Annotated in this window: 19 protein-coding genes, 1 rRNA gene and 2 pseudogenes; 5 read left to right on the top strand and 17 right to left on the bottom strand. The window is 69.9% G+C overall.

The genetic code is table 11. From position 1 onward, the window contains the following. The first annotated feature begins 71 nt into the window (after nt 1-71). On the top strand, nt 72-1,172 hold the full coding sequence (locus H490_RS26405) for a polyprenyl synthetase family protein (protein ID WP_017884499.1): 1,101 nt from the start codon (nt 72-74) through the stop codon (nt 1,170-1,172). A 94-nt stretch (nt 1,173-1,266) separates the two neighbouring features. Here H490_RS26405 and H490_RS26400 read toward each other — a convergent pair whose 3' ends face one another. Then, nucleotides 1,267-1,614 carry an Rv2175c family DNA-binding protein gene (locus H490_RS26400; protein ID WP_017884498.1) on the bottom strand — a complete coding sequence of 116 codons (348 nt, stop codon included), beginning with the start codon at nt 1,612-1,614 and terminating at the stop codon, nt 1,267-1,269. Nucleotides 1,615-1,708: 94 nt separating this feature from the next. Between H490_RS26400 and pknB the strand changes: the two genes are divergently transcribed. Further along, entirely contained in the window at nt 1,709-3,658 is a 1,950-nt protein-coding gene (pknB, locus tag H490_RS26395) for a Stk1 family PASTA domain-containing Ser/Thr kinase (RefSeq protein WP_041205626.1), read from the top strand. A 156-nt stretch (nt 3,659-3,814) separates the two neighbouring features. On the opposite strand, the pseudogene H490_RS0116165 reads toward pknB, so the two are convergent. The 3 genes and pseudogenes from H490_RS0116165 to H490_RS0116150 all read right to left on the bottom strand — a co-directional run. Then, nucleotides 3,815-4,585, bottom strand: a pseudogene (locus H490_RS0116165) (3-deoxy-7-phosphoheptulonate synthase); the annotation flags it as partial. Between the two features lie 91 nt (nt 4,586-4,676). Continuing rightward, nucleotides 4,677-5,507: pseudogene (locus tag H490_RS0116155) on the bottom strand (3-deoxy-7-phosphoheptulonate synthase); the annotation flags it as partial. Between the two features lie 96 nt (nt 5,508-5,603). Then, nucleotides 5,604-6,275 (bottom strand): lysophospholipid acyltransferase family protein, encoded by a 672-nt coding sequence (locus tag H490_RS0116150; protein WP_031290124.1) that lies wholly within the window; start codon nt 6,273-6,275, stop codon nt 5,604-5,606. 117 nt (nt 6,276-6,392) lie between these two features. On the opposite strand from H490_RS0116150, the gene H490_RS26390 reads away from it, so the two are divergent. Then, a complete protein-coding gene (locus tag H490_RS26390) occupies nt 6,393-8,243 on the top strand; it encodes an AMP-dependent synthetase/ligase (RefSeq protein WP_051066211.1) in 1,851 nt (616 codons plus the stop codon). Between the two features lie 128 nt (nt 8,244-8,371). Here H490_RS26390 and def read toward each other — a convergent pair whose 3' ends face one another. Beyond that, complete coding sequence (def, locus tag H490_RS26385) at nt 8,372-8,863, bottom strand: peptide deformylase (RefSeq protein ID WP_017884491.1); 492 nt, start codon at nt 8,861-8,863, stop codon at nt 8,372-8,374. 174 nt (nt 8,864-9,037) lie between these two features. Beyond that, complete coding sequence (locus H490_RS26380) at nt 9,038-12,436, bottom strand: pyruvate carboxylase (protein ID WP_017884490.1); 3,399 nt, start codon at nt 12,434-12,436, stop codon at nt 9,038-9,040. A gap of 205 nt (nt 12,437-12,641) precedes the next feature. Here H490_RS26380 and H490_RS26375 point away from each other — a divergent pair, with 205 nt between their 5' ends. Then, nucleotides 12,642-13,487, top strand: a complete 846-nt coding sequence (locus H490_RS26375) for a ParA family protein (protein ID WP_051066202.1) — start codon at nt 12,642-12,644, stop codon at nt 13,485-13,487. A gap of 83 nt (nt 13,488-13,570) precedes the next feature. Here the strand turns inward: H490_RS26375 and H490_RS26370 are convergent, their stop codons facing one another. The 4 genes from H490_RS26370 to H490_RS26355 all read right to left on the bottom strand — a co-directional run bounded on the left by H490_RS26370 (nt 13,571) and on the right by H490_RS26355 (nt 17,147). Beyond that, a complete protein-coding gene (locus tag H490_RS26370) occupies nt 13,571-14,203 on the bottom strand; it encodes a MerR family transcriptional regulator (RefSeq protein WP_017884488.1) in 633 nt (210 codons plus the stop codon). Between the two features lie 156 nt (nt 14,204-14,359). After that, on the bottom strand, nt 14,360-15,040 hold the full coding sequence (locus H490_RS26365) for a MerR family transcriptional regulator (protein WP_017884487.1): 681 nt from the start codon (nt 15,038-15,040) through the stop codon (nt 14,360-14,362). 1 nt (nt 15,041) lies between these two features. Next, nucleotides 15,042-15,506, bottom strand: a complete 465-nt coding sequence (locus H490_RS26360) for an FHA domain-containing protein (RefSeq protein ID WP_017884486.1) — start codon at nt 15,504-15,506, stop codon at nt 15,042-15,044. Nucleotides 15,507-15,608: 102 nt separating this feature from the next. Next, nucleotides 15,609-17,147: an XRE family transcriptional regulator gene (locus H490_RS26355; protein WP_017884485.1), complete on the bottom strand. Its 1,539-nt coding sequence runs from the start codon at nt 17,145-17,147 to the stop codon at nt 15,609-15,611. Between the two features lie 149 nt (nt 17,148-17,296). Here H490_RS26355 and aceB point away from each other — a divergent pair, with 149 nt between their 5' ends. Then, nucleotides 17,297-18,949 carry a malate synthase A gene (aceB, locus tag H490_RS26350; protein WP_017884484.1) on the top strand — a complete coding sequence of 551 codons (1,653 nt, stop codon included), beginning with the start codon at nt 17,297-17,299 and terminating at the stop codon, nt 18,947-18,949. Nucleotides 18,950-18,985: 36 nt separating this feature from the next. Here aceB and mnhG read toward each other — a convergent pair whose 3' ends face one another. The 7 genes from mnhG to rrf all read right to left on the bottom strand — a co-directional run. Beyond that, nucleotides 18,986-19,372 carry a monovalent cation/H(+) antiporter subunit G gene (mnhG, locus tag H490_RS26345; protein ID WP_017884483.1) on the bottom strand — a complete coding sequence of 129 codons (387 nt, stop codon included), beginning with the start codon at nt 19,370-19,372 and terminating at the stop codon, nt 18,986-18,988. Next, nucleotides 19,365-19,682, bottom strand: coding sequence for a monovalent cation/H+ antiporter complex subunit F (locus H490_RS26340; RefSeq protein WP_017884482.1), 318 nt, complete (start codon nt 19,680-19,682; stop codon nt 19,365-19,367). The genes mnhG and H490_RS26340 overlap by 8 nt, the downstream gene beginning before the upstream one ends. After that, a complete protein-coding gene (locus H490_RS26335) occupies nt 19,679-20,245 on the bottom strand; it encodes a Na+/H+ antiporter subunit E (RefSeq protein ID WP_017884481.1) in 567 nt (188 codons plus the stop codon). The genes H490_RS26340 and H490_RS26335 overlap by 4 nt, the downstream gene beginning before the upstream one ends. After that, the gene (locus tag H490_RS26330; RefSeq protein ID WP_017884480.1) at nt 20,242-21,900 is read right to left on the bottom strand and encodes a Na+/H+ antiporter subunit D; all 1,659 of its coding nucleotides are present in this window, start codon (nt 21,898-21,900) and stop codon (nt 20,242-20,244) included. The genes H490_RS26335 and H490_RS26330 overlap by 4 nt, the downstream gene beginning before the upstream one ends. Further along, entirely contained in the window at nt 21,897-22,448 is a 552-nt protein-coding gene (locus H490_RS26325) for a Na(+)/H(+) antiporter subunit C (RefSeq protein WP_017884479.1), read from the bottom strand. Before H490_RS26325 ends, H490_RS26330 begins: the two co-directional genes overlap by 4 nt. Beyond that, nucleotides 22,445-25,330 carry a Na+/H+ antiporter subunit A gene (locus H490_RS26320; protein WP_193743411.1) on the bottom strand — a complete coding sequence of 962 codons (2,886 nt, stop codon included), beginning with the start codon at nt 25,328-25,330 and terminating at the stop codon, nt 22,445-22,447. The genes H490_RS26325 and H490_RS26320 overlap by 4 nt, the downstream gene beginning before the upstream one ends. A gap of 185 nt (nt 25,331-25,515) precedes the next feature. Continuing rightward, a 5S ribosomal RNA gene (gene rrf / locus H490_RS26315) occupies nt 25,516-25,594 on the bottom strand; the annotation flags it as partial.

Genomic DNA, 25,594 nt, shown 5'->3' with positions numbered 1-25,594 from the left:
CGACCCCTCCCGCGCTCGAATACCTCTTTTCCCACAGTCTACTGTCTCCGAGCCGCGGCTAGGCTAGTCGCGTGCAAGAAACGACGCGACTCGCAGGCCTTATTCAGGAGCGGATCAACGATACTCTGGGCCGGCACCGCCGCGCTCTCGAGCCCCTCGGAGCTGACGCGAAGCCCCTGCTCGACGAGGCCTTCGGCTTCCTCTCCGGAGGCAAGCGCTTCCGCGCCCAGTTCGCGGTGCTCGGGTACCGTGCGTTGCGCCCGCTCGATCTGACGGCCGAGGTCGACGCCGAGTTCGGCGCCGTGCTCGACGCCGCGTGCGCACTCGAGCTCTTCCACGCCGCAGCCCTCATCCACGACGACGTCATCGACCGCTCCGACACCCGCCGCGGCCGCCCCGCCACCCACCGGCTCTTCGCCGCCATGCATCAGCAGCACGGCTGGCGCGGCTCGGCAGACCACTTCGGCCTGGCCGGCGCGATCCTGCTCGGCGACCTGCTGCAGTCGTGGGCCGACGAGCTCATGCAGGCCGCGGGCGACGCGACGGCCGATCGCGGAGCCGCTCGGCGCGCCCGGCACCACTTCAACCGCATGCGCAGCGAGGTCGCCGCCGGGCAGTACCTCGACGTGCTCGAGGAGCAGTACGCCGCGTTCGCCTCGCACGAGGAGCAGCTCGAACGCTCCACCCGCGTGCTCGTCTACAAGTCGGCGAAGTACAGCGTCGAGGCGCCCCTGCTCATCGGGGCGGCGCTCGCCGGCGCCGACGAGCAGCACGAGCAGGCGCTCGCCGACTTCGGTCTGCCCGTGGGCGTCGCCTTCCAGCTGCGCGACGACCTGCTCGGCGTGTTCGGCGACGAGGAGATCACCGGCAAGCCGATCGGCGACGACCTCAGCGAGGGCAAGCGCACGGTGCTCGTCACGCTCGCCCGAGAGAACCTGCCCACGACCCAGCGGCGCATCTTCGACGACCTGCTCGGCAGCGAGCTCGACCGTGAGCAGGTCTCGATGCTGCAGCGCACGATCCGCGAGAGCGGGGCCGTCGAGCGTGTCGAGGAGATGATCACGCGCAACCTCGACCGGGCGACCTCGTCGCTGCAGCGGGCGCAGATCCGCCCCGACGCGGCGCAGTCGCTCATCGGCCTGTCGGAGCGCGCGGCGCGGCGCACGTTCTAAGCGCCTCAGAACGCGCTTCGGTGAGGGATCCCGCTTCGGTGAGACCGGATGCGGCATCTCCGCCTCACCGAGGCGGGATCTGCGACATCGGGCGTCAGAAGGCGAGCGCCTGCGTCGCCCGCCGCACGGCGCTCTTGCGCCCGGCGCGCAGCGAGTCGATCGGCCGCTCCCCCAGCTCGTCGTTGTGCGCGAGCAACCACGCCACGGTCTCGTCGCTCGAGAAGCCGGCGTCGAGCAGCACGAGGATCGTGCCGCGCAGCGGGGGCAGCGGGTGGTCGTCCTGCACGAACTCGGCAGGCACGCGGAGCACGCCGTCGACGCGCACGGCGGCGAGGTGGTGGTCCTCGATGAGTCGGTGGATCTTTCCGGGGGCGAGGCCGAAGCGCTCGACGAGATCCGGGACGGTGAGGAACGGCGTATCGGGTGCGATGTTCTGGGGCACGCTTCAACTCTGCCAGCGTCATCGACGGATCGCAATCCGCAGCCGCGCGGCGCGCATCCGACGGGAGCGCATGCTTCTTCCGTAGAATCTCGGCGTGACCTCTGCGCCTGCCGACCCGTTGATCGGGCAAACGCTCGACGGACGATACGTGATTCGTTCGCGCATCGCCCGTGGCGGGATGGCGATGGTCTACCTCGCGAACGACCTGCGGCTCGAGCGCCGCGTCGCCGTGAAGGTGATGCACGAGCACCTCGCGGAGGACGAGAACTTCACGCGCCGCTTCGAGCAGGAGGCGCGCAGCGCCGCAGGCCTCTCGCACCCGAACCTCGTGAACGTCTTCGACCAGGGCCACGACCTCGGCCGCACCTACCTCGTCATGGAGTACCTGCCGAGCATCACACTGCGGGAGCTGCTGAAGCAGCAGAAGCGCCTCACCGCCGAGCAGGCGCTCGAGATTGGCGAGGCGGTGCTATCGGGTCTCGCGGCCGCTCACCACGCGGGCATCGTGCACCGGGATCTCAAGCCCGAGAACGTGCTGCTCGCCGACGACGGCCGCATCAAGCTCGGGGACTTCGGCCTCGCCCGCGCGGTCAGTGCGAACACGACGACGGGGCAGGCGCTGCTCGGCACGATCGCCTACCTCTCCCCCGAGCTCGTCACCCGGGGGGTGGCCGACGCCCGCAGCGACCTCTACGCCTTCGGCATCATGATGTACGAGATGCTGACCGGCTCGCAGCCGTTCACCGGCGAACAGCCGATGCAGATCGCGTATCAGCACGCGCACTCCGAGGTGCCCGCGCCATCGCTCAAGTCGTCCGAGGCCACGCCCGAGCTCGACGAGCTGGTGCGCTGGACCACACGGCGGGAACCCGAGGACCGGCCGCGCGACGCCGGCGAGGCGCTCGAGTTCATGGCCGAGCTCATTCCGGGAGCGGCCCTGGCGGGCGCGACCCGCGTGCTGCCCCGCGACCTCGCCGCGGAGTCGCCCACCCCCTCGACCACGGTGCTCGACGGAGCCCAGCAGCAGGCGCTGCTGGAGAGCCTGCCCGGCACCCCGGACGAGCTCGACGGCACGGCCCCGCAGCCCGAGCTGGCCGCCGCCTCGCCGATCGACCGCGCCGCGGCCTCGGCCAGGCGCCGCAGCCGCAAGGGCCGCGCAACCGCCGCCCTGCTCGCGCTGCTCGTCGTGCTCGCCGGGGGAACCGGCTGGTGGTTCGGGCAGGGCCCCGGATCGCGCGTCACCGTTCCCGACGTCGCCGGTCAGGAGATGGCCGAGGCCCGGGCGTCGCTCGAGGATCGCTCGCTGCTGGTGGAGGTCTCCGAGTGCTCGAGCCTCGACGTGCCCGTCGGTCTGGCGGTGAGCACCGATCCCGAGTCCGGGGCGCGCCTCGACCGGGGCAGCACGGTGCGGCTGTGCCAGTCGACCGGCCCCCAGCAGCTGCCGGTTCCCACGATCGTCGGTCTCTCGCGCGACGAGGCCGAGCGCACCATCAGATCGGCGGGCTTCACGTTCGGCGATGTGCTCGACGAGCGCTTCGACGCCTCCGAGGCCGGCACCGTGCTCGCCGCGCTCGACGACGACGGCGAGCCGCTGCGCGAGACGTACGCAGAGCGGGGTCGCGTCGACCTCGTCGTCTCGGCCGGTCCCGTCCCGGAGGTGTCGGGCCTCACCGTCGAGCAGGCGACTCGGGCTCTCAAGGCCAGCGGCCTCTCGGTCGAGACCGGGCTCGGCGCGGAAGAGCACCACGCCGAGATCCCGGAGGGACACGTCATCGCGATGATCCCCTCGACCGATCCCGTGAGCCCCGGCGACACCGTCGGCCTGAACGTCTCGCTCGGCCCCGAGCTGTTCGAGATCCCGAACATCGCAGATCTGGGTCTGCAGGAGGCGATGGACACGCTCGCCGCGGCCGGCTTCTCCCCCACGACGCTCGTGCCCGACGCGCTGCGCGGGTTCGCCAAGGCGACCGGCACCGATCCTGCGGCCGGCGAGCGCGTGCCGGCGGGCACCGAGATCCGCGTCAAGAGCACCATCTCGCTCTAGCCGCGGCCCGCGCCCGCGAGCTTCGCCCGGGCCCTCGTCCTCGCCCGATCGTGCGCGAAGCCGGCGCTCCGCCCCGCCTTCGAAGAGAACGGCGCCCCGCCTCCTGCAGCGCAAGGGAGCGGGGCGCCGAGATCGGCCACGGGGTGGCTCAGCGTGTCAGAGCCGCTTCAACTCCTCGGCGACCTGGAAGGCCAGTTCGAGCGACTGCATGTGGTTGAGCCGTGGGTCGCAGACCGACTCGTAGCGGGTCGCCAGCGCCTGCTCGTCGATGTTCTCGGAGCCGCCGAGGCACTCGGTCACGTCGTCGCCGGTGAGCTCCACGTGGATGCCGCCGGGGAAGGTGCCCACCTCGCGGTGCGCCTCGAAGAAGCCACGCAGCTCGTCCATCACGTCGTCGAAGCGACGGGTCTTGTAGCCCGTCGACGAGGTGATGCCGTTGCCGTGCATGGGGTCGGTGACCCACAGCGGGGTCGCCCCCGCGTCCCGCACGCCCGCGAGCAGCCCGGGCAGCACGTCGCGGATCTTGCCGGCGCCCATGCGGGTGATGAAGGTGAGGCGGCCGGGCTCGCGCTCGGGATCGAGCTTGTCGATGAGGCGCAGCGCGTCGTCGACCGAGGCGGTCGGGCCGAGCTTCACCCCGATCGGGTTGCGCACGTGCGAGAGGAACTCGAGGTGCGCCCCGTCGAGCTCTCGGGTGCGCTCGCCGATCCAGAGCATGTGGCCCGAGGTGTCGTAGAGCTTGCCGGTGCGCGAGTCGATGCGCGTCAGGGGGCGCTCGTAGTCGAGCAGCAGGGCCTCGTGGCTCACGTAGAACTCGGTCTGCTTGAGCTCGCTGTGGTCGACTCCGCACGCGTCCATGAAGCGCACGGCACGGTCGATCTCGGCGGCCAGCGACTCGTAGCGCTGATTGGCCGGGTTCGACACGAANCTCGAATCCCCGCACGTAGAGATCCCACTTCTCGACCACACCCGGAATGGAGCGGTGGTGGCGCGTGAGCGGGCTCGTCTCGACCGGGAACTCTCGGGTGCGCTCGCCGATCCAGAGCATGTGGCCCGAGGTGTCGTAGAGCTTGCCGGTGCGCGAGTCGATGCGCGTCAGGGGGCGCTCGTAGTCGAGCAGCAGGGCCTCGTGGCTCACGTAGAACTCGGTCTGCTTGAGCTCGCTGTGGTCGACTCCGCACGCGTCCATGAAGCGCACGGCACGGTCGATCTCGGCGGCCAGCGACTCGTAGCGCTGATTGGCCGGGTTCGACACGAAGCCCTGGTTCCAGGCGTGCACCTGGCGCAGGTCGGCGAAGCCGCCCTGCGTGAAGGCGCGGATCAGGTTGAGGGTCGACGCCGATACGTGGTAGCCCTGCACGAGGCGCGACGGATCGGCGGTGCGGGATTCGGGCGTGAACTCGTAGCCGTTCACGAGGTCGCCGCGGAACGCCGGCAGCGTCACGCCGTCTCGCGTCTCGGAGTCGCTCGAGCGGGGCTTCGCGAACTGGCCCGCCATGCGGCCCACCTTGATGACGGGCATCGAGGCGCCGTAGGTGAGCACGACGGCCATCTGCAGCAGCGTCTTGACCCGATCCCGGATCTTGTCGGCCGTGGCGGCGGCGAAGGTCTCGGCGCAGTCGCCGCCCTGCAGCAGGAACGCCTCGCCGCGCGCGGCCGCGGCGAGGCGGGTGCGCAGCTGATCGGCCTCGCCCGCGAACACGAGCGGGGGCTGCGCGGCGAGTTCATCGGATGCCACCTGCACGGCTGCGGGATCGGGCCACGTGGGCTGCTGCTTCGCCTCGAGCGCGCGATACGCGTCGAGCTCCGCGAACGCGCGGGCAGCAGTATCGGTGTTCTGGCTCGTCATCTTCGATCCCTTAGTCGATGAGTGGGTATGCTGACGCCGCAGTCGGAGACTGCAACCCTTCCAGCCTACTAGGGACGGGGCACGGATCGGACCGGCTCAGCGGTTGCGTACGCTGGAGGCGTAGACGTCGACGTACTGCTGACCGCTGAGGCGCTGGATCTCGAGCATGATCTCGTCGGTGACGCTGCGCAGCACGAAGCGGTCGGCGCTCATGCCGGAGAAGCGGCTGAAGTCGAGCGGCTTGCCGATCACCGTGCCGATGCGGCGGACTCTCGGGAACTTCGCGCCGATCGGCATGGCCTTCTCGGTGTCGATCATCACGGCGGGCACCACGAGCGCGCCCGATTCGAGCACGAGGCGGGCGACGCCGGTGCGCCCGCGGTACAGGCGCGCGTCAGGGCTGCGGGTGCCCTCGGGGTAGATGCCGAGCACGTCGCCGCGATCCAGCACCGCGAGGCCGGTGTTGAGCGACGCCTCGGAGGCCTTGCCGCCCGAGCGGTCGATCGGCAGCTGCCCCACCCCGAGCATGAAGTTCTTCACGAGCCAGCCTTTGAGGCCCTTCCCCGTGAAGTAGTCGCTCTTCGCGAGGAAGTAGACCCGTCGATCGATCATGAGCGGCATGAAGAACGAGTCGATCACCGAGAGGTGGTTTCCCACAATAATTACCGGGCCCGAAGCCGGAATATTCTCGGCACCCTCTACCCACGGACGGTACACGGTTTTCAGGAACGGCCCGATGATCAGGTGTTTGAAGATCCAATACAGCACAACCCGCAGCTTTCTCTCGACTTCGAACACAATAGCCGAGCCCGAGGCGTGCACGGGTATGCGTATAGGGTGAAATACGAGCAGATGCGGAACGCCCGCATCGCAGAAGACCGATGCATGAGTATCAAGGGAGCTGCCGTGAATCTGTCCGAGACCCCCATTCTGATCCCGCCCGTTCCGGATGACAACATCACCGACCTGCTGGAGCAGCGGGTGGAGGCCACACCCGACCGCGCGATCTTCGCCGTGCCCCAGGGCGACGGCTGGCGCGACATCACGGCGAGCGAGTTCCGGGCCGAGGTGGTCGCCCTCGCGAAGGGCCTCGTCGCGGCCGGCATCGAGCCCGGCGATCGCATCGCCTTCATGTGCAAGACGAGCTACGAGTGGTCGCTCGTCGACTTCGCGATCCACTACGCGGGTGCCGTCATGGTGCCGATCTACGAGACCTCGTCTCCGTTGCAGATCCACTGGATCCTCGAGGATTCGGGCGCTCGCGCGATCATCACCGCGACCGCCGATCTCGCCGAGCGCTACGAGGAGATCAGCAGTGAGGCGCCCGGCGTCGATCTGCACTGGCGCTTCGACGAGGGCGCGCTGGAGGCGCTGCCGAAGAGCGGCCTCGCGGTCGACGACGCCGAGATCGAGCGCCGCCGCAACCTCGCGGTGGGCGCCGACATGGCGACCCTCATCTACACCTCGGGTTCGACCGGCCGGCCGAAGGGCTGCGTGCTCACGCACTCGAACTTCGTCGACCTCTCGCGCAACTCGGCCGCCGCCCTCTCCGAGGTCGTGCAGCAGCCGGGCTCCTCGACGCTGCTCTTCGTCACCCTCGCGCACGTCTTCGCCCGATTCATCTCGGTGCTCGCCGTGCATGCGGGCGTGCGCGTCGGGCACCAGGCCGACACCACGCAGCTGCTGCCCGCGCTCGGCTCATTCCAGCCCACGTTCCTGCTCGCGGTGCCCCGCGTCTTCGAGAAGGTCTACAACTCGGCCGAGCAGAAGACCGAGGCCGAGGGCAAGGGCAAGATCTTCCGCACCGCCGCGAAGGTGGCGGTCGAGCATTCCGAGGCGCTCGACGCCGGCAAGGTGCCCTTCATGCTCGGGCTCAAGTTCAAGCTGTTCGACAAGCTCGTCTACGGCAAGCTGCGCGAGCGCCTCGGCGGCCGCGTCAAGTACGCGATCTCGGGCTCGGCGCCGCTCAGCCACTACCTCGGCCACTTCTACCGCAGCCTCGGCGTCAAGATCCTCGAGGGCTACGGCCTCACCGAGACGACCGCGCCGGTCACCGTCAACCTGCCCGACAAGTTCAAGATCGGCACCGTCGGCCCCGCCCTCCCGGGGCACACCGTGCGCATCGCAGAGGACGGCGAGATCGAGGTCAAGGGCATCGACGTGTTCAAGGAGTACTGGAACAACCCCGAAGCCACCCGCGAGGTGTTCACCGATGACGGCTTCTTCCGCACGGGCGACCTGGGCTCCCTCGACTCCGACGGCTACCTGTCGATCACGGGCCGCAAGAAGGAGATCATCGTCACCGCCGGCGGCAAGAACGTCGCCCCGGCCGCGCTCGAGGATCCGATCCGCTCGAACACGATCATCGGGCAGGTCGTGGTGGTCGGCGATCAGAAGCCGTTCATCTCGGCCCTCATCACCCTCGACCCCGAGATGCTCCCCGCGTGGCTGAACAACAACGGCGAGGATCCGAATATGACGCTCGAAGAGGCGGCGCGCCACCCGAAGGTGCTCGCCGAGGTGCAGAACGCCATCGACCACGGCAACCGCCATGTCTCGCGGGCCGAGTCGATCCGCAAGTTCGTGATCCTGCCCACCGAGTTCATCGAGGCCAACGGGCACCTGACCCCGAAGATGAGCATCAAGCGCGACAACATTCTGCGAGATTTCGCGGGTGAGATCGCGAAGCTGTACGGTGACAACCCGCAGACCGAGGCGGTCAGCACGCAGCGCTGACCCGGCCGGCTCGCTCGCCCCGCTCCTGCACCCGCGATGACGGGCCGGAGAGCGGGGCGAGCCCGTCTCCGGGCACACCTGCGAGAACGGCGCGCGCCCGCGACGGGCCCACCCCGCGCCGCAGCGCCTCAGAACCAGGCCGAGGTGCGGATCTGGCGCATCGCCTCCCCGCGGGCGTCGCGGTCGAGGCGGCTGATGTAGAGCTTGCCGTCGAGATGGTCGCACTCGTGCTGCAGCGCCTGGGCGAGCAGCCCCTCACCCGAGATCAGGATCTCGCGGCCGTCGAGGTCGATGCCGCGCACGGTCGCGCGCGGATGGCGCATCACCTCGAACCAGAGGTCGGGCACCGACAGGCAGCCCTCCCCCGTCGGCACCGGCTCGCCCTCGAGCTCGACGATCTCGGGGTTGAGCACGTAGCTCACGCGGCCGTCGATGTTGAGGCTGAACGCGCGCTGCGTGTGGCCGATCTGGGTGGAGGCCAGCCCGGCGCGGCCGTCCATGTCGACGGTCTCGCAGAGGTCGGTCACGAGCTGGCGCACGCCGTCGTCGATCTCGGTGATGGGGTCGCACACGGTGCGCAGCACGGGGTCGCCGAACAGTCGGATCTCTCGAATCGCCATAGTCTCCCAGCTTAGTCGAGCCGGGTCGCCGCTGCTCCGCGGCCCGTCGAAGGGTGCCCGTCGAGGGGCGCTCGTCCGGGTGCGTCGCGAACCGGCCTCCTCCGGCGTGCCGCGTGCGGCGGCGGACGCCGCACGCGGCACACCCGGTCGCGGCCTCGAGAGGACCGCGCGCGATCAGCCGATGACGGCGATGAGGTCGCCGGCCTCGAGCGAACGCGTGCCGGTGAAGACGACCCGCTCGACGGTGCCCGCGACGGGCGCGGTGATCGCCGCCTCCATTTTCATCGCCTCGATGGTGGCGACGGGCTGGCCGGCCTCGACGCTCTCACCCGGTGTGACCTTGACGGTGACCGTGCCCGAGAAGGGCGCCGCGACGTGGCCGGGAACCGTGCGGTCGGCCTTCTCGGCGACGGGCGCGTCGACCGCGACGCTCTCATCCTTGACGAAGACCTGGCGCAGCTGCCCGTTGACGCGCACCATGACGGTGCGAACGCCCTTGTCGTCGGCCTCGCCGATGGCTTCGAGCCCCACGTAGAGGCGCACGCCCCTCGCGAGGTCGATCGCGCGCTCCTCACCGGCTTCGAGCCCGTAGAGGTAGTCGGGGGTGTCGAGCACCGACAGGTCGCCGAACTGCTCGCGAGAGGCCTCGTACTGGCGGGTCGGAGCGGGGAACAGCAGCCGGTTGAGCGTCGAGCGGCGCTCGACGCTCGTGCCGCCGAGCAGCGCCTGATCCTCGGCGGTGATCGGGGCCACCTCGATATCGACGCGGCGCCCCGCGAGCACCTTCGAGCGGAAGGGTTCGGGCCAGCCACCGGGGATCTCCCCCAGCTCGCCCGCGAGGAAGCCGACGACCGAGTCGGGCACGTCGTAACCGGCGGGGTTCTGCTCGAAATCGGCGGGGTCCGCGTCGACGGCCGCCAGGTGCAGCGCGAGGTCGCCGACCACCTTCGACGACGGGGTCACCTTGGGGATGCGCCCCAGGATGCGATCGGCCGCCGCGTACATGTCCTCGATCTTCTCGAAGTTCTCGGCGAGCCCGAGGGCGATCGCCTGCTGGCGCAGGTTGGAGAGCTGGCCGCCCGGGATCTCGTGAGTGTAGACCCGCCCCGTGGGCGAGGGAAGCCCCGACTCGAACGGCTTGTAGAGGCTGCGCACGGAGTCCCAGTAGGGCTCGAGCTCGTAGACGGCGCGGGCGTCGAGACCGGTGTCGCGCTCGGTGTTCGCGAGCGCGGCGACGAGCGCCGAGAGCGAGGGCTGGCTCGTGGTGCCCGACATGGGAGCCGACGCGGCGTCGACCGCGTCGACGCCTGCCGCGGAGGCCGCGAGCAGCGTGGCGAGCTGACCGCCCGGCGTGTCGTGGGTGTGCAGGTGCACGGGCAGCTCGAAGCGGTCGCGCAGGGCGGCCACGAGCTTCGCCGCGGCGGCCGGTCGCAGGAGGCCGGCCATGTCCTTGATCGCGAGCACGTGGGCGCCCGCCTCCACGATCTCGTCGGCGAGGCGCAGGTAGTAATCGAGGGTGTACTTGTCCTCTGCAGGGTCGAGCAGGTTGCCCGTGTATGCCATGGCGACCTCCGCGACCGCCGTGCCGGTCTCGCGCACCGCGTCGATCGCGACCCGCATCTGGTTCACGTCGTTGAGCGCGTCGAAGATGCGGAACACGTCGACCCCGGTGTCGGCGGCCTCGCGCACGAACGCCTGGGCGACCTTCTTCGGGTAGGGGGTGTAGCCGACGGTGTTCTGGCCGCGCAGCAGCATCTGGATCGGCACATTCGGCAGCGCCTCGCGAAGCGCCGAGAGGCGCTCCCAGGGATCCTCTCCCAGGAAGCGCAGCGCGACGTCGTAGGTCGCGCCGCCCCACGCCTCGACCGACCACAGCTGGGGCGTGAGCCGCGCGACGTAGGGAGCGATCCGCACGAGGTCGCGCGTGCGCACGCGCGTCGCGAGCAGCGACTGGTGCGCATCGCGGAACGTGGTCTCGGTCACCGCCAGCGCGGTCTGCTCGCGCAGGCTCTTCGCGTAGCCCTCGGGGCCGAGCTCGAGCAGGCGCTGCCGGTAGCCCGCCGGTGCCGGCTGCCCCAAGTCGGCCGCGGGCAGCTTCGCGGCCGGGTCGAAGGCCCCGGGCCGCGCACCGTGGGGCTGGTTGACCGTCACGTTCGCGACGTGCTGCAGCAGGCGCGTGGCGCGATCCTTCGGCTTGTTCATCTCGAGCAGCTCGGGGCGCTCCTCGATGAACGAGGTCGCGATGTCGCCGGCCTGGAACGCGGGGTCGGCGAGCACGGCCTGCAGGAAGGGGATGTTCGTGGCGACGCCGCGGATGCGGAATTCGGCGAGCGCGCGGCGGGCGCGCACCACGGCGTCCTCGAAGCTGCGCCCGCGGCAGGTGAGCTTCGCGAGCATGGAGTCGAAGTGGGGGCTGATCTGCGCGCCCGCGTTGATCGTGCCGCCGTCGAGGCGCACCCCGCCGCCGCCCGGCGAGCGGTACGCGGTGATACGGCCGAGGTCTGGGCGGAAGCCGTTCGCGGGATCCTCGGTGGTGATGCGGCACTGCAGTGCGGCGCCGCGCAGCTGGATGTCCTCCTGGCGCAGTTCGAGCTGCTCGAGCGTCTCGCCCGCGGCGATGCGCATCTGCGCGCGCACCAGGTCGACGTCGGTGACCTCCTCGGTCACGGTGTGCTCCACCTGGATGCGCGGGTTCATCTCGATGAACACGTGCTTGCCCGCGCGCTCGCCCTCGGTGTCGAGCAGGAACTCGACCGTACCCGCGTTCTCGTAGCCGATCGACTTGGCGAACGCGATCGCGTCGCGCGTCAGCTCGTCGCGGACTGCGGGATCGAGGTTCGGCGCGGGCGCGATCTCGACGACCTTCTGGTGGCGGCGCTGCACGGAGCAGTCGCGCTCGAAGAGGTGCACGGTCGCACCGGTCTTGTCGGCCAGCACCTGCACCTCGATGTGGCGGGGGCGCAACACGGCCTGCTCGATGAACATGGTCGGATCGCCGAACGCCGACTCGGCCTCGCGCATGGCAGCCTCGAGCGCGTCGCGCAGATCCTCCTCGCGCTCCACGCGGCGCATGCCGCGGCCGCCGCCGCCCGCGACCGCCTTCGCGAACACCGGGAAGCCGATCTCGCGCGCTCCGGCGATCAGCTCGTCGACGTCGGTCGAGGGCGGCGTCGACTGCAGCACGGGCACGCCGGCCGCGATCGCGTGCTCCTTCGCGGCGACCTTGTTGCCCGCCATCTCGAGCGCCTGGCGCCCGGGCCCGATGAATCGGATGCCGGCGGCCTCGGCCGCGGCGGCGAGTTCGGGGTTCTCGGACAGGAAGCCGTAGCCGGGGTAGATCGCGTCGGCCCCGGATTCGACCGCCACGCGCACGATCTCGGCCACGTCGAGGTAGGCGCGCACCGGGTGCCCCACCTCTCCGATCTGATACGCCTCGTCGGCCTTCAGCCGGTGCAGCGAGTTGCGGTCCTCGTACGGGAACACCGCCACCGTCGACGCGCCCAGCTCGTGAGCGGCGCGGAATGCGCGGATGGCGATCTCACCGCGGTTGGCAACCAGAACCTTATTGAACATGCGGAAGTACCCCTCTGTATCAAGCGTTGCCGGCTGCCCAGGCCGAAGGATCGTTCGATATCAAGATACACGCTCGGGCAGGCTCGCCCGCACTTCACCCCGACACGGCCTCGCCGGGTGCAAAGCAGGGTGAAATCGGGCTCTCATCCGTTCGCCGCACGCATACTCTGGATGATCACAGTGCGGTATCGACTAAACTTGCCACGTGCATGTTTTGAGTGTGAGTTCCCTCAAGGGCGGCGTGGGCAAGACCACCGTGACGCTCGGCCTGGCCTCGGCCGCCTTCTCGCGGGGCCTGCGCACGCTCGTCGTCGACTTCGATCCTCAGTCCGATGTCTCGACCGGCCTCGCCGTCGACCCCGACGGGTACGCGACGGTCGCCGACATCCTCGAGAGTCCGAAAGAGAAGACCGTGCGCTCGGCGATCGCCAGCAGCGGCTGGAACGAGTATCACGAGGGCGGTTCGATCGATCTGCTGGTGGGCAGCCCGTCCGCCATCAACTTCGACGGGCCGCACCCCTCCACCCGCGACATCTGGAAGCTCGAGGAGGCCCTCGCGGTCGTCGAGGCGGAGTACGACCTGGTGCTGATCGACTGCGCCCCGTCGCTCAACGCGCTCACCCGCACCGCGTGGGCCGCGAGCGACCGCGTGCTCGTCGTCGCGGAGCCGAGCCTCTTCGCGGTCGCCGCGACCGACCGCGCCCTGCGCGCGATCGAGGAGATCCGCCGCGGCGTGAGCCCGCGGCTGCAGCCCCTCGGCATCCTGATCAACCGTACGCAGCCGCAGTCGATGGAGCACCAGTTCCGCATCCGCGAGCTGCGCGAGATGTTCGGCCCGCTGGTGCTCAACCCGCAGCTGCCCGAGCGCCCCTCGCTGCAGCAGGCGCAGGGCGCCGCGAAGCCGGTGCACATGTGGCCGGGCGAGGCCTCGCAGGAGATGGCGGGCAACTTCGACCTGGTGCTCGATCGCGTGCTCCGCTCGGCGGGCATGGACGCGGCGCGCGAGGCGAAGGCGCGGCCGGCGCGCACCGCCACGGTCGTCGAAGACTGAGCGCGAAGCCGTCGCACGCTGGAAAAGCCCGGCTCGTCTCGAGCCGGGCTTTGCTGTTGCGGCCGAGCGGGAGCGCCCCGGGCCTAGGAGATCTTCTTGCGCACCTGACGGCGGGCCGCGAGTTCGTCGACCGCGCTCTCGGCCTGCTCGCGGTGCTCGTCCATGTCGACGAGCGAGGTCTCGACCTCGCGCAGCACCTTGCCGACGGCGATGCCGAAGACGCCCTGGCCGCGGCTGACGAGGTCGATGACCTCGTCGTTCGAGGTGCACAGGTAGACGCTCGCGCCGTCGCTCATGAGGGTGGTGCGTGACAGGTCGTGCACGCCTGCCTCGTGCAGCTGCGCGACCGCGGTGCGGATCTGCTGCAGCGAGATGCCGGTGTCGAGCAGCCGCTTCACGAGCTTCAGCACGAGGATGTCGCGGAAGCCGTAGAGGCGCTGCGAGCCCGACCCCTGGGCGCCGCGCACTGTGGGCTCGACGAGCCCGGTGCGCGCCCAGTAGTCGAGCTGGCGATAGGTGATGCCCGCGGCTCGGGCTGCGGTGGCGCCCTTGAAGCCGCCCTCCTGATTGGGCTTCGGCAGCCCGTCGTCGAAGAGCAGCTCGGGATCGATCGTGAGGGGCTCGGCGCCGCTGATGGGCGCGCTCTGCGCGCTCTCGGGCGCGGCCTCCGACGACGGAGAAGCCGTCTCGCCAGACGGCTGCTGAGTGTTCTCCATCGTCTTCCTTTCTTCACGGACCGAGCGGCCCAGGGCACCGAACTCCCCTAACGGTACCCAGATGCCCGGCACCGTGCAACGACCGCCGAGGGTCAATTTCGGAGTGTCGACCTCCACTTGAACTTGAAGGTTGAAATCACGCCGAACTCGAGCGGATCAGGAGCTCGCGAAACGCCGCCGCAACACGCCGGAGCGCACCGTGTCGAGATGCCCCGCCAGCTCCAGCGAGTCCTCCGTGCCGAGCGGGGTGCCGCTCTTCACGCCGCGCGTCGAGACCGCACGCGCGATGAGCTCGGCCTCGCGCTCGGCCGAGACCCGCAGAGACCGCAGATGGCGCGGGGTGATCCCCCGCTCCGCGAGCTTCAGCAGAGCCGACAGCTGCGCCACCGCATCGTGCGGGAACACCTCCGCCGCCGGCAGCAGCCCCGCCGCGATCGCCTCGCCCAGGAAGCGGGCGCTCGCACCCGTCGCCCGACGCAGTTCATCGCTGCTGAGCACCCGCTGCGGTGCGAGGATCATCGACGCGCTGCGCGGCGACGCGCCCGGGATGATCGGATCGCGCCCCTCGTCCATCTCGTCGAGCACCTCGGCGATGACCTTCAGCGGCAGATAGTGGTCGCGCTGCAGCGTGAGGATCAGTCGCAAGCGCTCGATGTGCTGCTGCGAGAACTTGCGGTACCCCGACTTGGTGCGCTCGGGGGTGACGAGCCCCTGCTCCTCGAGGAAGCGCAGCTTCGAAGGAGTGAGATCGGAGAAGTCGTCCTGCAGGCGCGCCAGCACCTGCCCGATGCTGAGGAGGCCTGCTGCCTGCGACTGGGCCGAGGCGGCGGCCGCCATACTAGGCGACCTCGCCCAGGTCGAAGCGCGAAGCGAAGAACGTGAAGCGGAACTTGCCTACCTGCACCTCGGCCCCGTCCTCGAGCGGCACCTCGCCATCGATGCGGGAGCCGTCGCAGAAAGTGCCGTTGAGCGAGCCCAGGTCGACCACCGAGAAGCTCGTGCCCTGACGGCGGAACTCGGCGTGACGGCGCGACACCGTGACGTCGTCGAGGAAGATGTCGACGGCTGGGTGGCGCCCCGCGACCGTGACGTCCTGGTCAAGCAGGAACCGGGCGCCGAGGTCGGGGCCGCGGCGCACGACGAGCAGCGCCGCACCCGAGGGCAGCGCCTCCACGGCCTCGCGCTCGTCGATCGTCAGATCGGTCGCGCGAGCGCGGATCATCGCACCCAGATCTTCGCGGAACTGCTGGGTGGCGCGCGCCTCGGTGTGGTCGGCGCGACGGGCATGATTCTCAGTAGTCATGTCTCACCCATTTCCTCTTCTCGGAACGACGAGCCGGTCGTTCAGCCTGATCCCTCTACGCTATCGCAGCCGCGGGCGCCCGCGCATCCCGTGCGGCCGTATTCACTCGTGAGACTCAAGAAACTCGTAGACCTCGTTCGTATCGACGCCCGGGAACGTGCCCACCGGCAGCGCGGCGAGCAGGCTCGTCGGGGTGGCGGCCTCCGGCCAGGCCGCGGCCTCCCACTTGCGGGTGAGTTCGCTCGAGGCCCGCCGGCAGCACCGGTCGTCGGGGCAGAACGACTGCGAGCGATGCGGCGTCTCCCGGCCACGGAACCACTTCACGTCTTCGAAGCGCACCCCGACGCTCACCGAGTAGAGGCCCTCCTTCGCCTTCTCGACCCTCGACGTGCACCAGTAGGTGCCGCCGGAAGCCATGTCGGTGTACTGGTACCAGGGGTTGAAACGATCGGGCTGCCCGAAGATCGTGCGCGCCGTCCAGTTGCGGCACACGGTGGCCCCCTCGAGGTTGCCGAGCGCGTCCGACGGGAACCGCACGCCGTCGTTCTCGTAGGCCTTGATGAGCGTGCCGGACTCGTGCGCCTTCATGAAGTGCACCTGCAGCCCGAGCCGCTCGGTCGCCAGGTTGGTGAAGCGGTGAGCGGCCATCTCGTAGGACACCGCGAAGGCGTCGCGCAGATCCTCCATCGAGATCTGCCGCTGCCGCTTCGCCTCCGACAGCAGCTCGACCGCCGCGTTCTCCGGCAGCAGCACGGCGCCGGCGAGGTAGTTGGCCTCGACGCGCTGGCGCAGGAAGTCGCCGTAGCTGCGCGGCTCTTCGTGCCCGCACACCAGACTGGCGAGCGCGCGCAGGATCGGCGCGCGCGCGTCGCGCGACGGCAGGTTGCTGCTGAGGTAGATGCGCCCGTTGCGCCGGTCGATCACGGATCGCGTCGAGTGCGGCATGTCGGAGACGTAGTGCAGCCTGAACCCCAGGCGCTCGGCCACCGCCGAGATGGTCTGCTGCGAGACCGGCCCTCCCCCGTAGCCGACGCTGTCGAGCAGCTGCGAGGCCGCCCGCTCGAGATCCGGGAAGTAGTTGCCGGCCACTCGCATCTCGGCGCGCAGCTCGGTGTTCGCCCGCCTCGCCTCCTCGGGGGTCGCCGCGCGCTCGTGGTTGAGCCGCTCCACCTCCTGATGCAGGCCGAGGATCGCGCGCAGCGTCTCGTCGCTCGTCGCCTTGGAGACCCGGATCGGCTGCAGACCGAGCGACTGGAACACCGAACCGCGCTGCGCGCGCTCCACCGCGATCTCGAGGGCCGCGCGCTCGCTCGGCGCCTCGTCGATGAGCAGCTCGTCGACCGTCGAGTCGAGCTCGGCGGCGAGTGCGCGCAGCAGCGGCAGGCGCGGCTCGCGCTTGCCGTTCTCGATCGCAGAGAGCTGCGAGGGGGCCCGGTCGACCGCCGCGGCGAGCTGCTCGAGCGTGAGACCCAACTGGATGCGGCGCTCGCGGATGCGGCGGCCGAGGGTGAGGGCGTCGCCGCCCTCGTCGGGATCGGCGGCCGCGCCCGCGGTGCGGAGGGCGTCGGGATCGCGCAGCGCGGCGGCTCCCCCGAGCGTTCGCGGGCCGCGAAGCGATTCAGCACTGTCGAGAAGCGTCATGCCCCCATGGTGCCAGACCGAAAATCTTTCGACAAGCAGAAGAACTGCGAATCTTCACCCCCGGAACGAGCGCGCGCACCCGCTTGCGGCCCCTCAAGATGGAACTACACCGCAATCCGTTCCCGACTTCCCACGCAAAGGACACGATCATGATCACCACGCAGGCGGCCCCGCAGCAGCAGACCGCCACCTCCTCCACCGCCGGCCCCCGCATCGAGGTCATCGGCCGCCCGTTCGACCGCAGCGACGAGATCCTCACCGCCGAGGCCCTCCAGTTCCTCACCGAGCTGCACAGCCGCTTCGCGAGCACCCGGCACGAGCGCCTCGCGGACCGCCAGCGCCGACGCTACGAGATCGGCAACGGCCGCGATCCGAAGTTCCGCGACGACACCCGCTCGATCCGCGAGGACGCGAGCTGGAGCGTCGCCGGCGCCGGGCCCGGCCTGGAGGATCGCCGCGTGGAGATCACCGGTCCCACCGACCCGAAGATGACCATCAACGCGATGAACTCGGGCGCGCGCGTCTGGCTCGCCGACCAGGAGGACGCCACCAGCCCCACCTGGAGGAACGTCATCGGGGGGCAGCTGTCGCTCTCCGACGCGATCCGCGACCGCCTCGAGTACACGAGCCCCGAGGGCAAGGAGTACCGGGTCACCGCCGAGCGCACCCCCACCATCGTGATGCGCCCCCGCGGTTGGCACCTCGTCGAGAAGCACATGCGCTTCATCGACGCGCAGGGCCAGTCGGGCGCCGCCTCCGGCAGCCTCGTCGACTTCGGGCTCTACGCCTTCCACAACGCTCGCGAGCTCGTCGCCCGCGGTCGCGGCCCCTACTTCTACATCGCGAAGCTCGAGTCGAGCGAGGAGGCGAAGCTGTGGGACGACATCTTCGCCTACACCGAGCAGGCGCTGGGCCTCGACCACGGCACGATCCGCGCGACGGTGCTCATCGAGACGCTGCCCGCAGCGTTCGAGATGGAGGAGATCCTGTACGTGATGCGGGATCACATCGCGGGCCTCAACGCCGGCCGCTGGGACTACATCTTCTCGATCATCAAGAACTACCGCGGCCGCGGCGCCCGCTTCGTGCTGCCGGATCGCAGCGAGGTCACCATGACGGTGCCCTTCATGCGGGCCTACACCGAGCTGCTCGTGAAGACCTGCCACAAGCGCGGCGCCCACGCCATCGGCGGCATGAGCGCGTTCATCCCGAACCGCCGCGACCCCGAAGTCACCCGCCGCGCCGAGGAGAAGGTGCGCGCCGACAAGCAGCGCGAGGCGACCGACGGCTTCGACGGCACCTGGGTCGCCCACCCCGACCTGATCCCCGTCGCGCAGGCCGAGTTCGACGCCGTGCTCGGCGACCGGCCCAACCAGATCGACCGTCAGCGCGACGACGTCGAGGTGACCGCGGCGCAGCTGCTCAACGTGCACATCGGCCGCGACATCACCGAAGCCGGCGTGCGAGAGAACGTCTCGATCGGCATCCGCTACATCGAGGCCTGGCTGCGCGGCCTCGGCGCCGTCGCCATCGACAACCTCATGGAGGACGCCGCGACCGCCGAGATCAGCCGCTCGCAGATCTGGCAGTGGATCCACCAGGACCAGTCGACCGCCGAGGGCACCCGCATCACACGCGAGTGGGTCTCCGAGCTGGTGCGCGAGGCCGTCGCCGGTTTCGATCGCTTCGAGGGCGACCGCTACGACGACGCGGCAGATCTGTTCGCAGACGTGGCGCTCGGCGACGACTTCCCGACGTTCCTCACGGTGCCCGCCTACAGCCGCTACCTCGTGGACGCGTAGAACTCCACGGGGACGAGCGGTGAGGAGACCTCGGGCCTAGCGGCCCGAGGTCTCCTCGCGTCTGGCCGCCTGTTCGATCGCCGGCCCGAGCTCGTCGATCACGAGCGTGTCATTGTCGAGCTGGCCCGTTCGGTAGGCGGCGCGACCGACCATGTGCGCGGCGACGGGCGCGGTGAGCGACTGGAACACGAACACCGGGATCAGCGCGAGCAGCGTCGTGACGGAGCGCTGATCGAGCGCAATGGCCGCGATGACGAGCAGCAGCCCGAAGATCTGCGGCTTCGTGGCGGCGTGCAGGCGGCTCAGGGCGTCAGGGAAGCACAGCAGGCCGATCCCCGCGGCGACAGAGAGCACGGCTGCGAGCAGCACGCACACCACGGCGGCGATGTCCATGAGCTGCTCGACGAGTTCGAGGTCAAACATGGCCGGCTCCCCTCGGCGGCTCGGGCGGCGTCGCGGGCGATTCGGCGCGCCGCTTCACGTAGCGCGCCACGACGATCGTCGCGAAGGTGGCGGTGGCCGCGATGACGGTCATCAGCGGAATCGTATCGGTGTGGCCGCGCACCACCATATCGGTGCCGACCGCCAGCATCAGGGTGGTCAGCAGCACATCGGAGGCGACCATGCGGTCGAGGATCGTGGGGCCGCGCACGATGCGAACGATCGCGGCGAGGGCCGTGAAGGTGAGCCCCGCGCCCGCGGCGAGGGTGAGGATCGTCATCGCGGTGCTCATCGCAGGGCCCTCATCTCTTCTCGGGAGCCGACGCTCATCACGAGCAGCCGCTCGATGCGGTGCGCGTCGCGGCGCATCGCGGTGATCTCCTTCTGCGTGGGCGTGTTGAGCACGTGCAGGTAGAGGACCGACCGGAAGCGATCCACCTCGGCCACGAGGGATCCGGGGATCAGCGAGGTGGTGAGGCCCACCATCGTGAGGATGAAGTCGGACCGGGTGCGCAACCGCACGGCGATGATCGAGCACGGGGGCGGCGGGCCTGGGCGCACCGCGAGCCAGGCCACCTGCCAGGAGGCGAGCGCGAGGTGCCAGAGGAAGTAGCCGAGGTACAGCAGCGCGTACCAGACGTTGAAGCGGCCGGCGAGCTCGACGGGTGGCAGGTAGAAGACGCGCATCACCACGACGGCGACGACGATGCCGCTCACCACCGACAGCAGCGAGACCTCGTGCCACAGCATCGTCCACAGCAGCACGAGCCCCACCAGCAGCGGCAGTTCGTGCAGGCGCACGCCCCACTCGGCGCGCCGCGCCGCGCGCGGCGTCGAGAATCCGGTGTCGCTCATCTCCCGTCCTCCTCGGGTCGGGTGTCGCCGCTGCCGCCGCCGAGCGCGCCCGGGCTGTCGCCGAGCACGAGCTCGACCATCTCGCCGGGCAGCGCCATGTCGCGGCCCGCCCGGTCGGCGTAGGCGTAGAGCGGTCCCGCGAACACCGTGAGCGCGATGCTCACCGTCACCATGCCCGCAGTCGCGGCGAACATGAGGCGCGGGATCTCCTTCTGCTCCTGGTTGGGCGTCGCGTCCGGGGCGTCCTGCAGCCGCTCGAGCAGCGCTTCCTCGCGCTCGCGCAGCATGAGCGCCTCGGTGGTGGGAGCCTTGAGGCTGCGGGCCTCGGCCTCGGCCCGCTTCTTCGGGCGCCAGAACGCGAGCACCCAGGCGCGCGCCAGAGCGTAGAGCGTGAGCAGCGACACGAGGGCGCCGATCCCCATGAGCCAGTAGGCGGCGGGCGTCGCGAGTTCCGCGGCGACCGTGAAGAGCCCGAGCTTGCCGATGAAGCCCGAGAACGGCGGGATGCCGCCCAGGTTGAGCATCGGGACGAAGAACAGCACCGCGATCACGGGCGCCGCGCGCAGCATGCCGCCGAGCCCGGCGAGCGAGGTGGTGCCGCCCTGCCGCTCGATCAGCCCCACCGCGAGAAACAGCGTGGTCTGCACGATGATGTGGTGGGCGATGTAGTAGATCGTCGCCGCGAAGCCCGCGGCGTTCGCCATGCCGATGCCGAAGATCATGTAGCCGATGTGGCTGATGAGCGTGAACGAGAGCAGTCGTTTGATGTCGAGTTGCGAGACGGCGCCCAGGATGCCCACGAGCAGCGTGAGCCCGGCCACCACCATCAGCACGGTGTCCACGCTCGACTGGGGGAAGAGCAGCGTCTGGCTGCGGATGATCGCGTAGACGCCCACCTTCGTCAGCAGACCCGCGAACACCGCGGTGACGGGCGCAGGTGCGGTCGGGTAGGAGTCGGGCAGCCAGAACGACAGCGGGAAGACGGCCGCCTTGATCCCGAACGCGATGAGCAGCGCGAGGTTGAGCAGCAGCTGGATCTCGCTCGGAAGCTCGGCGATGCGCACCGTCAGCTGTGCCATGTTGACCGTGCCGGTCGCGCCGTAGATGAGCGCGATCGCGGCGAGGAACAGCACCGACGAGACGAGCGACACGATCACGTAGGTGACGCCCGCGCGGATGCGCTGCGCGGTGCCGCCGAGGGTGATGAGCACGTAGCTCGACACCAGCAGGATCTCGAAACCGACGTAGAGGTTGAAGAGGTCACCCGCGATGAACGCGTTGAACACGCCCGCGCCCAGCACGAGGTAGGTCGGGTAGTAGATGGATACCGGGGTCTCCTCGTCTCCGTCGGCGAGGCCCTGCCCGATCGAGAAGACGAACACCCCGAGCAGCACCACCGACGAGACGACCAGCATGAGCGCCGAGACGCGGTCGACCACGAGCGCGATGCCGAAGGGGGCGGCCCAGCCGCCCACCTCCATCACGAGGGTGCCGTTCACGTCGACGAGCCACATGAGCGCGCCGCTCAGCACGAGCACGGCCGTGAGTGCGAGCAGGGTGATGCCCTGCTGCAGTTTGCGGTGCCCGGGCACGGCGAGCGCGAGCGCGGCGCTCGCGAGCGGCACGAGCACCACGAGGGGGATGAGCATGATCATCGCCGGTCCTCCCCCGGTCGTTCGGATGCGGGATCCGCGGCCCGCTCGTCGCGGTCGTCGGCGCCCGCACCGGCGGCGCCCGCGGACGCGCGCTCATCGTCGTCGGAGGAGGAGTCGTCGTCTTCGTCGTCGTCCGAGAACTCCGGGGTCTCGGCGAGATCCTCGTCGGTGACCTCATCGGTGGTGAGCGCCTCGGTGGTCGCGAGCTCGAGGTCGGCCTCGTCGTCGTGCACCCGGTCGTCCATGTCCTGCGCGAGGCGCCACGAGCGGTAGATGAGGGCCAGCAGGAACGCGCTCACCCCGAAGGTGATCACGATTGCCGTGAGGATGAACGCCTGCGGCAGCGGATCGCTCATCTCGTCGGCGGGACCGTCGCCGATGGGCGCCGCGCCGAAGGAGCCCGACATCAGGAAGATGAGCAGGTTCGTGGCGTTGCCCACCAGCAGGAAGCCGAGCAGCAGGCGCGTCAGCGTACGGTCGAGCATGAGGTAGACGCCGCAGGCGTAGAGCACGACCATCGCGGCGACGAGTACGAGCGGCATCGTCATCGGCTCTGCACCTCCTCTTCCTCGAATGATGCGGTCTCGGCTTCCTCGTGCTCATCGATCTCGGCGCCGAGGCTGCGGAGCACATCGAGGATCAGGCCGAACACCACGAGGTACACGCCGACGTCGAAGAGCGTCGACGTGACGAGGGGCACCACTCCGAAGGGGCCGAGGTCGACGTCGACCCAGGCCGAGGCCAGGGCCGACTGGCCGAAGAACATCGGGAGCAGCGCCATCGACACGGCGAGGGCGAGGCCCGTGCCGAGGATGCGGCCGGCATCGAGCGGCACCGTCGCGCCGAGCTCGTAGCGCCCGCCCGCGAGATAGCGCGCCACGAGGGCGAGCCCCGCCACGAGGCCGCCCGCAAAACCGCCGCCCGGGGTGTTGTGCCCCGTCAGCAGCAGGTAGATCGAGAGGATGATGAGGCCGTGGAAGACGAGTCTCACGACGACCTCGAGCAGGATCGACCGGTGGGCCGGATCGAGGTGGCGGCCCGCGAGCAGCCACGCGACGCGACGCGCCGGATGATCCGGATCGGCGACGTGCATGAGGTGGGCTCGCGCCTCGGAACGCGCGGCGCGGCGCGTCAGTTTGGGACGCAGATCGGCGCGGGTGCGCAGGAAGACGAGCGAGGCGACGCCGGTCGCAGCTGCGAGGATCACGGAGAGCTCGCCCATCGTGTCCCAGCCGCGGATGTCGACGAGCATCACGTTCACGGCGTTGTAGCCGTGCCCGCCGGCCGCGGCGAGGCCGGGGATCTGCAGCGAGATCGGCTCGGCGATGCGCGAGCCGAGCGCGACGACGGCGAAGGCGCCGATCACGAGCCCCACCGCGACACCGATGGCCACACGGATCCAGCGCACCCTGCGGCTGGACGCCGAACCCATGCGCTGCGGCAGGCGGCGGATCACCAGCACGAAGGCGATCAGCGTGACCGTCTCGACGAGCGCCTGCGTGAGGGCGAGGTCGGGGGCGCCGTGCATGGCGAAGATCGCGGCCATGCCGTACCCGGTGACGCCCACCAGCACGACCGACTGGAAACGGGTGCGGGCGCGCAGCGAGAAGATCGCGGCCACGATCATGATGATCGCGATGGGCACCTGAACGGGCGAGCTCATCAGCTCGATCTCCGCGGGCCACTCCCCCGTCACGAGCAGCGTGCCGCCGAGGGCGCCGACCATCACGATGAGGATCACCGCGAGGTAGAACGGCAGCGATCCGCGCTGCGTGATCGCGGTGATCCGCACCGCGGCCGTGTCGAGCCAGTGGGTGATCACCCAGTAGGCGTGCGACGCCGAGAAGCGCTCGGGCAGCGCCGGGATGACCGCCCTCATACGCGACAGCAGCATCGCGAGCACGCTGCCGAGCAGCAGCACCGCGGCCGAAGCCGCGAGCGGCAGGGTGAACCCGTGCCACAGCGCGAGGTGCTCGGGGTGCTCGGTCGCGTGCGGCACCGTGGCCTGCAGCAGCGGATCGATCGGCGACGCGAGCAGCCCGCCGGCGAGTGCCAGCAGCGCGAAAGCCGCGGGTGCCACGAAGAGCACGGGGGCCGGGCGGTGCACGATCGAGCACTCGCTGGTTCCCGGTTTGTCGGCGAACGCCCCCCAGAGGAAGCGGCCCATGTAGGCGACGGTGAGCACGCTGCCCACCAGGGCGACGAAGAAGGCGAAGTACGCGAGGGGTTCCGACTCGCCGATGCGCAGCAGCTCGGTGAAGGCCGACTCCTTCGCGACGAAGCCGATGAACGGCGGCGCGCCGGCCATGGAGGCCGCGGCCGCGATGGTGAGCACCGCGAGGACGGGCATACGACGGCTGAGGCCGCAGAGCTTGCGCAGGTCGCGGGTGCCGGTGGAGTGGTCGATGATGCCCACGGCGAGGAACAGCGGGGCCTTCGCGACCGCGTGCGCGAAGAGCAGCGCGAAGCCTGCGTAGGAGGCGCGCGGATCGCCGACGCCGAACACCATGACGAGCAGGCCGAGTTGGCTGACCGTGCCGTGGGCCACGATCAGCTTGATGTCGAACTGCTTGAGCGCGCGGATGCCGCCGTTGATCATCGTGACCGCGCCGAGGATCACGAGCGTCTCGCGGTAGCCGGGCACGTCGCTGAAGCCGGGGCCGATGCGCGCGATCAGGTAGATGCCGGCCTTCACCATCGCCGCCGCGTGCAGGTACGCGCTGACCGGCGTGGGCGCTGCCATGGCGCCCGGCAACCAGAAGTGGAAGGGGAAGATCGCCGATTTCGAGAGCGCGCCCACGAGCAACAAATAGACGGCGGTCGTCGCCACGGCGCCCTGAGGCGGGTCGGCGACGATCTCGGACAGCAGCGGCGTGCCCGCCTGCTGCGCGAGCAGCACGAAGCCGACCAGCATGGCGAGCCCGCCGAGCGTCGTCACCATGAGGGCCTGCAGCGACGCCGCGTTGGCGGTGCGCAGACGCGTCGCGTGACCGATGAGCAGGAAGGAGAACACCGTGGTGCCCTCCCAGAAGATGAAGAGCAGGTAGATGTCGTCGGCCAGCACGAGCCCGAGCATCGACGTCGCGAAGCCCATGAAGACCCCGGCGAAGCGCGCGAGACCCTGCTCGCCGTCTTCGAAGTAGCTCGCGCAGTAGAGCAGCACCAGGGCGCCCGCGCCAGTCACCAGCAGGGCGAAGAGCGCCGAGACCGAGTCGAGACGAAGCGTGATGCTCAAGTCGAGCTGCGGCACCCACTGCACCGTCTCGACGAGCGCCTCGCCCGAGAACACGGGCTGCGAGATCCAGAGCAGCACCGAGAAGACGCCCGCGACCAAGATGGCGAGGGCCACGAAGGTGCGTCGCCCGAAACGACGGACGACCGGATGGGCGATGACGGCGCTGAGAGCGAGGAGGAGCAGCATGCTCATCATCGCTCCCATAGGCGGCCTGCTTCCGTCATGTCGGTCGTCTCGTCGATCCATTCTATCGGAACCGAAGACTCGGCTCCTGATAGCGCCGGGGCCCGGGCGCGGCGTCGGCGGGCACCCCGAAAACGCGAAAAGCCCTGATGATCCCGCCGTCTCTGGCGAGTTCATCAGGGCTTTCCTGAAAAGGTGTCCGGCGGTGTCCTACTCTCCCACGAGGTCCCCCTCGCAGTACCATCGGCGCTGTCAGTCTTAGCTTCCGGGTTCGGA

The sequence above is a fragment of the Leucobacter sp. UCD-THU genome, assembly GCF_000349545.1.
GTDB classification, from domain to species: domain Bacteria; phylum Actinomycetota; class Actinomycetes; order Actinomycetales; family Microbacteriaceae; genus Leucobacter; species Leucobacter muris.
The sequence above is the reverse complement of the archived record's forward strand: the minus strand, read 5'-3'. Positions and strand labels throughout refer to the sequence as shown.